The sequence below is a fragment of the Ktedonospora formicarum genome (assembly GCF_016587355.1).
GTDB lineage: Bacteria > Chloroflexota > Ktedonobacteria > Ktedonobacterales > Ktedonobacteraceae > Ktedonobacter > Ktedonobacter formicarum.
The window spans coordinates 88,914-101,520 of the sequence record NZ_BNJF01000004.1 but is presented as its reverse complement, the minus strand read 5'-3'; the positions used below and the strand labels follow the sequence as shown (position 1 = coordinate 101,520).

12 protein-coding genes and 1 pseudogene are annotated in these 12,607 nt (G+C 54.0%); 7 read left to right on the top strand and 6 right to left on the bottom strand.

The window, feature by feature from the left end:
* The first annotated feature begins 193 nt into the window (after window positions 1-193).
* Window positions 194-1,393, top strand: a complete 1,200-nt coding sequence (locus tag K3T82_RS31980) for an NAD(P)/FAD-dependent oxidoreductase (protein ID WP_220197597.1) — start codon at window positions 194-196, stop codon at window positions 1,391-1,393.
* A gap of 12 nt (window positions 1,394-1,405) precedes the next feature.
* Here K3T82_RS31980 and K3T82_RS31975 read toward each other — a convergent pair.
* The 5 genes and pseudogenes from K3T82_RS31975 to K3T82_RS31955 all read right to left on the bottom strand — a co-directional run bounded on the left by K3T82_RS31975 (window position 1,406) and on the right by K3T82_RS31955 (window position 5,916).
* Window positions 1,406-3,020: pseudogene (locus K3T82_RS31975) on the bottom strand (nuclease/transposase family protein).
* Between the two features lie 491 nt (window positions 3,021-3,511).
* Entirely contained in the window at window positions 3,512-3,775 is a 264-nt protein-coding gene (locus tag K3T82_RS50260) for an RNA-guided endonuclease InsQ/TnpB family protein (protein ID WP_420799363.1), read from the bottom strand.
* Window positions 3,723-4,364 carry an RNA-guided endonuclease InsQ/TnpB family protein gene (locus K3T82_RS31965; protein WP_220197595.1) on the bottom strand — a complete coding sequence of 214 codons (642 nt, stop codon included), beginning with the start codon at window positions 4,362-4,364 and terminating at the stop codon, window positions 3,723-3,725. Before K3T82_RS31965 ends, K3T82_RS50260 begins: the two co-directional genes overlap by 53 nt.
* Window positions 4,285-4,677: a helix-turn-helix domain-containing protein gene (locus K3T82_RS31960; RefSeq protein WP_220197594.1), complete on the bottom strand. Its 393-nt coding sequence runs from the start codon at window positions 4,675-4,677 to the stop codon at window positions 4,285-4,287. Before K3T82_RS31960 ends, K3T82_RS31965 begins: the two co-directional genes overlap by 80 nt.
* A 402-nt stretch (window positions 4,678-5,079) precedes the next feature.
* On the bottom strand, window positions 5,080-5,916 hold the full coding sequence (locus K3T82_RS31955; protein WP_220197593.1) for a helix-turn-helix transcriptional regulator: 837 nt from the start codon (window positions 5,914-5,916) through the stop codon (window positions 5,080-5,082).
* A gap of 129 nt (window positions 5,917-6,045) precedes the next feature.
* On the opposite strand from K3T82_RS31955, the gene K3T82_RS31950 reads away from it, so the two are divergent.
* The 4 genes from K3T82_RS31950 (at window position 6,046) to K3T82_RS31940 (ending at window position 8,887) form a co-directional block, all read left to right on the top strand.
* Entirely contained in the window at window positions 6,046-6,453 is a 408-nt protein-coding gene (locus K3T82_RS31950; protein WP_236031691.1) for a RidA family protein, read from the top strand.
* A 155-nt stretch (window positions 6,454-6,608) separates the two neighbouring features.
* Entirely contained in the window at window positions 6,609-7,457 is an 849-nt protein-coding gene (locus tag K3T82_RS31945) for an LLM class F420-dependent oxidoreductase (RefSeq protein ID WP_220197592.1), read from the top strand.
* Between the two features lie 126 nt (window positions 7,458-7,583).
* A complete protein-coding gene (locus K3T82_RS48195) occupies window positions 7,584-8,024 on the top strand; it encodes a transposase (protein ID WP_236031690.1) in 441 nt (146 codons plus the stop codon).
* Entirely contained in the window at window positions 8,003-8,887 is an 885-nt protein-coding gene (locus K3T82_RS31940; protein WP_236031688.1) for a transposase, read from the top strand. The genes K3T82_RS48195 and K3T82_RS31940 overlap by 22 nt, the downstream gene beginning before the upstream one ends.
* Window positions 8,888-9,037: 150 nt before the next feature.
* Here the strand turns inward: K3T82_RS31940 and K3T82_RS31935 are convergent, their stop codons facing one another.
* Window positions 9,038-10,201 carry an RNA-guided endonuclease InsQ/TnpB family protein gene (locus tag K3T82_RS31935; RefSeq protein ID WP_220197591.1) on the bottom strand — a complete coding sequence of 388 codons (1,164 nt, stop codon included), beginning with the start codon at window positions 10,199-10,201 and terminating at the stop codon, window positions 9,038-9,040.
* Window positions 10,202-10,619: 418 nt separating this feature from the next.
* Here K3T82_RS31935 and K3T82_RS31930 point away from each other — a divergent pair, with 418 nt between their 5' ends.
* Complete coding sequence (locus K3T82_RS31930) at window positions 10,620-11,510, top strand: isoaspartyl peptidase/L-asparaginase family protein (RefSeq protein ID WP_220197590.1); 891 nt, start codon at window positions 10,620-10,622, stop codon at window positions 11,508-11,510.
* Between the two features lie 282 nt (window positions 11,511-11,792).
* Entirely contained in the window at window positions 11,793-12,563 is a 771-nt protein-coding gene (locus K3T82_RS31925; protein ID WP_220197589.1) for a sugar isomerase domain-containing protein, read from the top strand.
* Window positions 12,564-12,607: the final 44 nt, after the last annotated feature.

Sequence of the window (12,607 nt, the reverse complement as noted above, 5' to 3'; positions counted from 1 at the left end):
AGAGAAATACTTGCACTGGAAGAAGCGATATGTATTCCCTTCTCTGGTCCTAAGGTTTTTTGAAGCGCTAACCTTTGAAGTTTTTGTGAAATAAAGAGAGTCAGTACTCTATGCTATACTTTGGGAATGGGGAAATAGCATGAAGAGCGTATTGAAAGATATGCTCATATTCACGATGGATAGGATGAATAGGATGCATACAGAGAAAGTATATGATCTTCTTGTGGTTGGCGCTGGCATTTTCGGGTTGACAACCGCTCTGGAAATGAAGGCGCGTGGATATCATGTTGCTGTTCTCGACCCAGGCCCATTGCCACATCCTTTAGCTGCTTCTACCGACATTAGTAAAATTGTGCGCATGGAATATGGTTCAGATGAAGGTTATATGGAACTGGCTGAAAGGGCATATGCGAGTTGGTTCCAATGGAATGAAATGCTCGGCGATACATTTTTTCATGATGTTGGTGTCACAATGCTGACACGTGCTCCTATGGCTCCTGGTGAGTTCGAATATGAAAGTTACAGCCTTTTGCGCCGGCGTGCCCATACTCCTGAGCGTCTCTCAGCGGAAGCTATAACCCAACGTTTTCCGGCTTGGAAAGCCGGAGCCTTCGTCGATGGTTTCTTCCATGCCAAAGGAGGCTATGTAGAGAGTGGGCGCGTGATAGAGGCAATCGCACGATTTAGCCAAGCACAAGGTATCAACCTGTATCCAGAGCATAAGGTCGAAGCCTTGCTTAAGGAGGGTCAGCAGGTGCGGGGAGTATGCACCTCTACTGGAGATACCTTTTATGCAGAACATGTTCTGGTCGCTGCCGGGGCTTGGACCTCACTTCTTGTTCCAGACATTGCGCCATTCGTAAAGGCAACGGGACACCCTATATTTCATCTCAAACCAGCCAATCCCGACCTTTTTTCACCACCGAATTTCGTCGTTTTCACCGCTGATATTGGCCATACAGGTTGGTACGGCTTCCCTCTTCATCCTCGTGAGGGGGTAATTAAGATAGGCAATCATGGAGTGGGTCAGAAACTCCATCCTGAGCGGGATAAGCGTGTCGTGACTGACAGTGATATTGAACAGTTACGTGCTTTTCTGGCTACGACTTTTCCCGCGTTACAGGACGCGCCAATTGTGAGCACTCGCCGTTGCCTCTACGTTGACACACCCGATGGGGACTTCTGGATCGATCGCCACCCCCAATGGGCAGGACTCACAGTAGCGACAGGAGATAGTGGGCATGGGTTCAAATTTGCGCCGATACTCGGTGAATTGATTGCTGACGCTATTGAAGGAAAACCAAATCGCTGGTTGCCTCACTTCCACTGGCGTAATGTCTCCTGGCATACTGAAAAGAAGGAAGCGTCACGCTACAAAGGTAGCGAAAACTGAAAGCTCTCCGTGCTAAAGCAGCGGAGGTTCCAGGGGTTCGGCCCACGCTTCCTGTTCTTCTCGCCAAAGGAGAAGATCAGGCTCTAGTGGGAGTTCCCCTGGACTTTCGGGCAGACGCGCTCTGGCTCGAGTCAGACCCAAGCTTCGGGGCAAGACCTGCCTCTCTCTCGCACGTTGGATGAGACGCTCGTGTGCTGCCCGCAGGCGCGCCTCCGCACCTTCCCAATACGAGCGCGTATCGGGCACACGAGGGAGTGGGATTTGCTGGATCAAGGTAGGCGGCAAGAAACGCTGAGTAGAGATCGCGTTGCACAGGACCCACACCGCAGGCACACTGATGCCAGCGCTGGGAGAGGGGCTTCTTGACCTTTGTGCCACAGCCATGACACCACTGGCTCAGTGCCGTGGTGCGTGTGGGGACGCGCGACCAGGGTGCCGCCCGTGCTTGTAACCCCCAAAGGGGGCACGGCGATGCGTTTCAACAGTGCTACAAACATCCCTGGGGCTCGCAGTCCCACACTCGTGCCAAATTGCCTCTGCCATGCCTTGTAGGAGATTTTTTCGAGGATGATGGTCTTGCCCAGTGCCAGTACCTCATGGACCTTACGACCATGCAAGCTCTTACGATGCGCCGTCGCGTCGCCTGGGAGCGCTTGCTCTGTTTCCACGGTCGCTTCTTGGGGCCCTGCTTCCTGATGCGCCCCTTCTCGTCATAGTGCTCGGGATTGGTGGCTCGCCGCTGCCGATCCATCTGCCGCTGCAGGCGACGAATGACTCTCGCATCAGGAGCCAGTTCCGCACAGAATACCTGCAGACTGGCTTCCCCTTCCTGGGGGACGAGCGCCAGGGTCGATGGGCCAAGATCTCCTCCCACGATGCTCTTGCCAATGATGTGCTTGGGCTTGTGGTGAGGGACCCCTTCCAGGACCAGTTGCACAACGTAGCGGTACCCCTCGGTATCGGCACCAGCCGCTCTCTTGCTGCTGGCGGGATGTTGGAGGAGGCGAGCGTATTTGATGCGGTGCTTCAAACCATGACATATCACTTCATCCTGCCAATTGATGAGGGCTGGGAAACGATCCCCATTCCAGAGCAGGAACCCTGCGTTTCCCTTCTCGGGTGGTTGAATGACAAAGCGCAGACCGGTATCATTGCGCTTGTTCTCGATGCTGCCGAAGCCTCGCCCTCGGCTCTTGAACCGAACACGCCTGGCGTTGCCGAGGCAGACACGATTGAGGGCACGGTAGGCGCGGCTCGCCAGGGTTTGGGCGAGCACCGCCTCAATGTGCTCGGCAATCCACCCAACGCGCAAGCCTTTGGCGGCTTGATGGAAGGCAGCTTCAGTGAAGCCATGAGCTGTACGCAAGGCGGAGAAAGACGCCGCCCGCTGAGCCTTGTGGGTACGAGAAAGGGAGCGGGCCTCTTGCCAGGTGGGGTCAGCCCGCATGCAGCGCAGACGTCGTTGCCCCAGGGAGAGCATGGCATTGGAGAGCTGGCGAGCCGCTTCCAGATGAGCGCGCAGGTGCTTGGCCTGCCCCGGGTTCACCACGAGGGGCAGTTCCAGCAGGAACGTGGGGGTACGGATGGTGGTCGTTTGTGTGTGGGTGCTTGCAGCCTGGCGCTTCATTCTCCCATCTCTCCTGTACATGGCGCTTTATCCCTAGGCCATATGTTCCATAGAATAGCAGCATGGCGACCTCTCGTCAAGTGCCCAAACATCCGCTGGTGCGAGAATCCGCCCCTGCCCTCAGCCATGCAAGGAACGGCGATTCATCCCTGCCATCAATGAGCAGGGCTTTCTCGCTCGCATTCTTGTAAGGCTCTCAATGGATGAAATAATCGCAGGAACACCCATCCAACGTTCGATGCGCTGCGCTAAAAAAGATAGTATTTCAGGCATGGCACTCTCTCTCGAAACAATATAAAGTGCTTGCATAACAAAACCTTCTACTCCGTGGGGTTGTTTGTTTATATACCGTTCTCCGAAACTGACCCAAACATGGACGAGCCATATTTCGTGTTCGGTTCCTGCTTCAGTGCAGACAGCAAGCTTTTCGCTCGTCTTCCACCTGCTCCACAGGCGTCACTTCCCGCAGAACTTGCGGTACTCCACACCTTTTAGGCCAACGCCACCAAATTCCTGGCGGCGTTATAGTCTCGATCCAGTGTACTTCCGCAATCCATGCAGGCAAAGATCCGATCAGAAAGCCTCAGCTCCTCATTAACCCAGCCACAACACGAGCAGGTTTTTGAGGAAGGTTCCCAACGGGAAGCCAGGACCACCTTCACCCCTGCTTGCTCGGCTTTGTAGAGGATCTGCCGCTTGAACTCATACATCCCCACATCGGCGATCGCTCGGGCTAACCTGCGGTTCTTGAGCATACCTGCAATGTGTAGATCTTCTAGGACGATCACACGCGGCCGCTCTTGATCGGGCGCGGGTTCTCGCCACGATCTGAGCGGTCGCTTGGTGCAAGGCGTTCTGGCGAACATGGGCGATACGGGCGTGCATCCGAGCAAGTCGCATGCGCGCTTTCTTGCGATTGACACTCCCTTTGGGCTTGCGGCTGTGGCGTCGCGAGGCTCGCTTGAGGGCGGTGATCTTCTTACGCAATGCCTTGGGATTCTTGAAGGTCCGTCCATCAGAAAGCGTTGCCAGCATGTGTATCCCCAGGTCAACGCCAATGGCCTCGCCTGTGGCTGGTCGTGGGCCTTCTTCTTCCTCTCCCAGAGGTGGCAAATCATCTGCATGGGACGCATGGTGCACACAGATCGACACAGACCATCTGCCAGCTTTTTCGCTGATGGTCGCGCTGGTGATCTTGACAGTGGTGGGCAAATAGCCATGCTCTTTAAGCCGAAGGACTCCCAGGCGAGGTATCTGGATAGCATCATGAAAGACCCGAATGGTGCCTGTGAAGCGGCATCCTCCAATGGCTTTCTTCCGGCTTTTGCGCGCGGGGATAGCCACACGTGCCTTTCCATGCGCCCTCTTTCTTGAGCCGGCACTTGCGAAAAAAGTGCTTGAAGGCGGCATCCAGGTCACGCAAAGCCTCTTGGAAGGCGCACTTGCTGACCTCGCGCATCCAAGGCTCAGAGGGCTTGAGAGCATTGATCTCGCGATGCAGATCGATGGCGGTGGGTGTTTTCTGCCCGGCTTTGTAGGCCTCTTGTTTGCGGCGAAGACCATAATTATACGCCCAGCGAGCGGCTCCGGCATGTTTGCGGCAGAGCGTCTTTTGCGCGTTATTAAGGTCAAGTTCTCCCCGATACCCACGGATCATCCGGTTGCGCTTCCTCCCTCTGTGTCGTAAGTAGAACAAATAGACCAGAATAACACAGCTTTGGCAAGAGGAAGAGATGTCACTATTTGCCTACACCTGTCTCAAGAAATAAAAACGAATTATACCCCTTTGATGGTTGGCTGTTTTACCTTTACCAGAAAATTAGTATTAGGTGATGCTAATATGTAAGTCAAGAGAAAAGCCATATAAAGAGCCTTCTTAATATTCTTGTTTAGACTAAAATAAGCTCAGGCTATTCTCCCTTGCAGAAGGTTGCCCGATAGAGTACTGTTTCACTGAAACAAACCATGCAAAAAGGAGGAAGCATGTCTTTCTTCTCAGGAGCCTCTTCAGCCCTCATAGCTGAGCTGTTCTGTTTTGATCCTAAAAGGTGCGCCAGTTTTAGGGAGAAGCGACAAGCTGGATGAGCTTGCTGGCAGTGTCTTCCTCTGGAAGCGGCGTATAGAGAAATAGTTTCAGGTGTGGTGCATCGGCCACCTGCAAGGTGGTGGACTGCAACACCAGCGAACCGACAACCGGGTGATTGAGTTCTTTGCGTCTCATATGCGCCTGATTGACGTCGTGGAGAGACCACCATGCGCGAAACTCGGAACTCGCTTGCATTAACAAATCTCTCTGTTCAAGGAACCAGACATCTTCACGATACAATCCTTCGCTCATACGAAAAAGGGCGAGCATGCGCTGCGCTATGGCTTCCCAGTGCACAAAGAGCTTGCGTTGTGCGGGATGAGTAAAGATCAGCCAGAGCAGGTTGCGGTCGGCAGGGGCCAGTCTCATTGAAGGGGTAAACACCTGAACGGTCGCCTGATTTCGCGCAATGACATCCCAGCGTTCATTCGTCACAAAGGCTGGATTGGGCAGAAATGAATCGAGTATCGGCTTCAGGTAAGAGCATTCCTGTTGCGGAGTGGAAGAACTCGGCAATGGAAGTTCCTGACGCGCAAGCGCAAAGAGATGGAGTTGTTCGTCGGCAGTAAACTGAAGCGCACGGGAGAGACTTTCCAATACCTGAACCGAAACCTGAATATCCTGTCCCTGCTCCAGTTTGATATACCAGGAAAGGCTGACATCAGCAATCTGCGCCAGTTCCTCGCGCCTAAGCCCTGGCGTACGACGCCTTCTTCCCAGCCTGGGCAGATCAACCTGAACAGGTGAGAGGCGCTCACGCCGGGTTCGCAGAAAGTGCGCGAGTTCAGATCTCCGCTCAGCATCGTTCATCCTGTACTCTCCTCAAGGTAGTAGTGCTTATCCTATCCTAAATTCGGTTCTTGTTCAACCCTTCCCTCTCTGGCATACTCATGGCACAGGAACAGGAAAGCGTGGTACCACCAGAAAGGAAAATTTATCATGACACACCCGAATCATCTTCAGTTTCTTATCCCCGATACATTAGCACCTACCCCAGGATATGCACAGGTGGTGAAGGTTACAGGGGGACAGATGATCTATACTGCCGGTCAGGTTGCCCTTGATGCATCAAGAAACCTTGTTGGCCGAGGCGATTTCCGTGCTCAGGCCCAGCAGGTTTTTGAAAATCTCAAAGCAGCGCTCGCAGCCGTTGGAGCAGATTTTCGCCACGTCGTGAAGTTAAATATGTATGTGGTTGATCGAACGCATTTGCCTCTTCTCCGAGAAGTGCGCGATCTCTATGTGAATACGCAGGCGCCCCCAGCCAGCACTACTGTTGAGGTCCGAAGCTTGTTCAGAGAAGAATTCTTGCTGGAAATCGAAGCCATTGCTAGCCTGCCTGCATAGAAGAACGGTCGTATCGTCTTGTGAACATGGATGAGGGTGGCGGGAGCCTTCCCTGCATGTGGTGGAGAGGCTGCATTCTGATGCAGCTTCTCCGTTGGTGAAGAAAAAGCGCCAATGTCTTGCATGTTCTCAGGGACAGAAAGAGAGTGACAGCAGTGAAATTTGGCCTCTTTTCGATGAATAGTTTTGTGTGCAGTTCTCCAGAGGTCGCCGTAGGGATAGCTCAGCTTGCTGAAGCTGCTGGGTTCGAGTCGTTATGGGCTGGCGAACATGTCGTGCTCCCTGATCCGCAGGTCCCTCCCTCGCCAGCAGCGCCCTCTGACCGCTTTCTCGATCCAGTCATCGCGCTGACCTATCTGGCAGCCCACACCCGCCAGGTCCGCCTGGGAACAGGGATTCTTATCCTGCCCCAGCATAACCCGCTTGTCCTGGCAAAAGCACTGGCCAGTCTGGATACCCTCTCTGGTGGGCGCTTGATCTTTGGCATCGGTGCTGGGTATCTGGAGCCGGAGTTTCGTGCTCTGGGTGTCTCTTTTACGGATCGTGGCGCACGCACTGATGACTATCTAGCAGCGATGCAGGCCATCTGGACGCAGCCTCAACCAGCCTACCATAGCCGTTTTGTTTCCTTCGAGCACGTCCAGGCCCATCCACAGCCGCAGCGCGCTCTCCCAGTCGTCGTTGGTGGTCAGAGCGTTTCCGCCTATCGCCGGGCGGTCAAGCTCGGAACTGGCTGGTATGGCTGGTCCCTTGATCTCGCCGGGACAGCGCATGCTCTCGGCGAGATCAAGGAGGTTCGCAAACAGTACGAGCGCCCGGAGGAGCTCGGGAAACTGGAGATCAGCATCACACCTCCTCCCGGAGGGATCACGCTGGAAGACGCCAAACGGTATGCTGACCTGGGCGTTGATCGGCTGATTCTCCTTCCGCTCAAACGGTTCAGCGAAGTCAAGTTGAAAGAGTTTGTCTCGCAGATGGGCGAGACTGTTCTTGGTCGCCTCTGATTGGCTGATGGCCACGGCTCCCATGGGATACGCACAGCGACGTTCTCGACTTCCCAATCACGGGGGTAGCTCATTGCTTGAGTTTGTCCCGTTGCGCATTCCGTGGTCAATGGGAGCAGACTCCAGATGAACCTTCACACATTGAAAGAGTTTCGCCACGCCGTGTATCACAGCTTTGAGCGCGCGGGAGACGCCTTGTTCAATACAATCGACGCGTTGCTCACCGAAGATCAAGCCCGTTCGTTCCCAGAGCTGTCGCTGTCACCGTATTTTGAGCGTCGGTGGCCGAGTTTGTATGAAGCCTTTGAGGATGGTCGCATCGACGAAGCGCGGTTGAAGCGGGTGTTGGCTGCGTATCTGCCCAGGCCGGAAAACGGGCAGTGGCTGTGGACAGGAGTAGATACCACCGGGATCGCTCGTCCCAAAGCTGCAACGAGCGCGGACCGCAGTGCCCAACATGTGCATAACTTGCCGGAATGTGACAAGCCAGTGACCTATGGATGGCAATTTTCGACCCTGGTCACACACCTGGGAGTTGGACCTATGTGCTGGATCAACAACGCGTGAGCACCGGCACCACGGCTTCGCAGGTCGCCTTGGAGCAGTGGGCACGCTTGTGCCAAGCGTTTCCGGAGCCTATCATTGGAGTACTGGACCGTGCCTACGACGCTACCTGGTTGTGGTGCCAATTGAATGATCTGCCCCTGAAAGGCTGCCTGATTCGCTTGAAGCTGAACCGGTGCTTTTATCGCGCCGCTCCCGCCCCCACGGGCAAACGAGGAGCTCCGCGCAAGGATGGGGACAAGTTGCAGCCCAACGATCCCACCACGTATGGCAACCCATCGGGACAGCAAGAAGTCCAGGATTCTCAGGGAAGGACGATTGAGATCACCTGGTGGCAACACCTGCACCTCAAAGAAGCTCGCTGGCTGGAGGTAAGCGTGATCCGCGTGGCGCGCCCTCACGCGGCCAACAGTGAACGTGATCCTCGCGTGAGTTGGTTTGTCTGGATCGGAGACCAGCAAGCCGATCTGGTGGAGATTGCTGTGGGCTATGTCCGCCGTTTTAGCCAGGAGCATGGATATCGTTTCCAGAAACAAGCGTTGCTGTGGGCTAAGCCCCGGCTGCGCACTCCTGAGCAATTTGAGCGGTGGAGTCACGTTGTGGCCATTGTGCTCAATCACCTGGTTCTGGCGCGCGACTTGGTGGAACCCGCGCTGCGCCCTTGGGAGAGCACTCACCGGACCCCAACCCCCCAACAGGTGCGTCGCGCGATGAACAAATTGTTACCACAATTGGGCACTTCTGCGTGCGCCCCACAACCCCGAGGAAAATCGCCGGGGCGAGCCAAAGGCGTCAAGATTGGCAAGGCAAAGCGCTTTTTGGTCGTTCGCAAAACGCCAAAAGTGCCTCCTTTGATCCCAAAATGACACCGATGTTCGCTTTTGCATGGGTTCTGAGTCCTTGCACGGAACTGCTCCAATTAATGTGGGAAAACGTCTGCAAGCATCGCCTTCCTCCATCTTTTGTTGTTGCTGCTTCCTCCGTAGGTGCCTCAAGACCAGCTGGTCTTTTTGGTCTTACCCCGCGTCCACAGCCAAGTTTGCGTCTTCGTCCGAGCCAGTACCGGAGACGGCTTGATCAACGAGCCCGATCAAGCGAAGGGCTTCTTGCAAGACATTGTGTCCAGCATTGTGATCGCGATCCTGGGGAACATGAACATACGAGCAGGAGGGATTCTGACACACAAAGATGCGATCCTTGAGGCTCATCTCATCCCAGGTCCATCCACAGCCGTGGCAGGTCTTACTGGAAGGAAAGAAACGGTCGACCTTGATCACCTGTCCACCTCGTTGGGTGGCCTTGGCTTCCAGCAGACGCACGAGCGTGCCTAGCGAAGCGTCGGAGAACGCGCGAGCCAGGCGTCGGTTTTTGAGCAATCCCTTGAGGTGCAGGTTCTCCACCCCGATGATTCCATAACTCTCCGTCAGCCTGGTCGTGAGTTTCTGAAGGACATCCTGGCGCAAGCACACGATCTGGTAGTGCAGGCGTGCCACTTTTCTGCGCGCTTTGTCCCGATTCTTCGACCCCACCTTCCGACGATGGAGGCGTTTGTTGGCTTGGCGCAGCTTCTTGAGCGCGGTTGTGAGAAAGGCTTGGCTCTCGACCTGCTCTCCCGTACTCAAGGTTGCCAGGCGGTTAAGTCCAACATCGATGCCCACCGCTGCCGCTTTCTCCATCGGGTTCGTGTCCGGAAGTTCGACCTGGATGGAAACAAACCACCACTCGGCGGTTCTGGTGATGCGTGCCCCGAGGACTCTTCCCTGAAAGCGCAGATTCTCGGCCATATTGACCCAGCCGAGCTTGGGCACCCAGAGACGGTGATCCCTGATCTTGCATTGGTCGTTGGCGAGATAGAAGCTCGGCTTGCTGCGTTTCTTGCTCTTGAACTTCGGGCGGTGAGCCTTCCCCTCGAAGAACGCCGTAAAGGCTTTGCCCACATCAAGAAAGGGCTGGTCAGAGGCGTTCTTGGTCACATCCCAGGTCCAGGGGAAGGATGCTCGTCGGATCGCGTTGAATTGCTTCTTGAGCTTGAGGGCCGTTGGTTGCTCCTGGGCTTCGTATTGCCGATTCCACTCGGCGAGCGCCCAATTCCACACGAAGCGAGCCACCCCTGCGGCGCGTGCAAGGGCGTTGGCCTGTTCTGAGGTGGGATGTAGTCTGATCTTATGGGCGCGAATCATGCGGTTCTGCTCTTTCTCCTGCCTGTTGGTTTCATTGTTGTAGAGCAAATGTTCTCATCTGTCAAGCAGCCCGAAAGCGTGGCGCCTTGCACATGATTGATCCCTTTTTCCTATTTTTTCGGTAACAGTTGCATTCTCTTTTCAGGGTTCTGGAAGGTCGTCGTTAGTCTAAACAAGAATTAATAAGATAGTGAATATGCAGCCAATTGCTTGTGTTGTTGGTTGCATATATGAGAGACCTGCACAATTCATACTCAGGACTGCTACAAATTGAGTCTGAAGCTTTGGCTAAAGCCTGATATGAAAAATTAATATATGAGGGCTTTCTGCAGGTGGAGCGCCCCGTTTAGCAATACAGCCAGGTTGCATGATACAATGGGCTCAACCATATCAAATTCCAGGAGTATATACATTACATATGCCTATCGCTATTATTGTTCATGGAGGAGCGGGAACTATTGCTCCCGAGATAATAGAGGGTGCACGTAAAGGCTGCAAAGAAGCCTCAGCCATTGGCTGGAAGGTGCTACAGAGTGGCGGGACCGCGCTTGCAGCCGTTGAAGCTGCTGTGAGATCTCTGGAAGATAACCCACTCTATGATGCAGGTACTGGTTCCTATCTCTCTCTGGACGGCAAGATCGAAATGGATGCTGGCATGATGGAAGGCCACACCTTGCAGGTTGGATCGATTGCTGGTGTTGAGTTGATCAAAAATCCTATTTCGCTGGCTCGCCAAGTATTGGAAAGTCCACATGTCTTACTGGTTGGTAAAGGAGCACGACAATTTGCTCAGGAAAGGGGCATCTCACTGTGCGAGCTCGAGGACCTGCTTACCGAGTTCCAGCACCAACGTTGGAAGGAGGCTCATAAGGCGCTTAATGAGGGTAAGCTCCTGGAAGGGGAGAAGCATGGCACGGTCGGCGCGGTAGCCATCGATAGCCAGGGACATTTAGCTGCTGCAACCTCAACTGGTGGCATCTTCAATAAATATCCCGGACGTGTTGGCGATTCACCGCTGGTAGGCTGCGGCTACTACGCTGACGAAATTGCCGCTGCTTCCTGCACAGGCGATGGTGAGGATTTCATACGCCTGCTCATCGCCAAGCGTGCCAGTGATTTTGTCGCTGATGGTATGAATGCCCAGGAGGCAGCTGAGGCTGCGATTAAAGTGTTGGGTGCCAGGGCTAGCGGAACTGGGGGGCTGATTACGGTCGATCGCCGTGGCAATATCGGGTTTGCTTATAGTACCCAACAGATGTCCAGGGCTTATATGCTGGATGGTATGCAGGAGCCGATTGCTGCGTCGTAAAAGGATTATGTTGCAAAAATGGGAGATGACTGCTTGACGAGAGCAATCCTCTGTAGAGGTAGGCCGCAAATGGTGTTTGGCGGTGTTTGAGCACCCTATTTTTGTCTCGACAGATTGCTTGAAGAAAGAGTGGCGGGCAGGGCAAGGGCACAGTGTGTATCAAGAGAGCTCCGTTCAGGGGAGAAAGAGTGGACATGTTTGGCTCTCTGTGCGAGAAGTCTTGTTTTGTGCTCTTCATAGTGGGCAGGCAACTCCCTGCTGAGCATGAGAAAGAAGTGTCAAATGAACGACCATCTCGATTCGCCTGTTTCTCTCCAAGCGTGCTGGCTGCAGCTTCTCCATATGCAGGAAGAGCTTCTTGCTACCCAGACCGAAGCCATTGAGCAAGCGGCGCAAGCCTGTGCCGATTGCATTGATTCTGGAGATGTCATTCATACCTTTGGATCAGGGCACTCACGTGCCTTTGCAGCCGAACTGGTTCATCGTGCCGGTGGTCTCGCGCCGATGAATCGCATAGATTTTGAAGATCTTGCACTTTATGGTGATTGGCCATTAAGTCGAGTTCGTAGTTTGGAATGTGAGCGTGACCTGATGGCTGGAGCGGCGTTACTGAGCATGCATCGGATTGAATCGCACGATGTTTTTTTGATAGCCTCACAGTCGGGGGTAAATGCCGCCATAGTGGAATATGCTCTTCAGATAAAACAGAGGGCGAACCAGCTCATTGTCCTCACCTCGCTGAAGCATACAAGAGAGACTCCTTCACGCCATCCGAGTGGTCAGAAGCTCTATGAACTTGCTGACATTGTGATTGATAATTGTACAAGTTGTGGTGATACGCTGTTGGCGTTGCCATCATCGGAGCAGATCAGTTCAGCTTCGTCGTTGATAGGTGTTCTAGTAGCTCAGCTATTGAATAGCGAAATAGTCAACATATTGCAAACGCGAGATAAAGAAGTTCCAGCATTTGTTTCAGATAATATTGAAGGGGGGATTGAGCGTAATCTTACCTTGCAGCGGCGCTATGAGAAGCGTGTGCGCTATAAAGGTTAGCAGTTGCTCCTATTCTGACAGATATCACCACAAGTTCTGGGCCA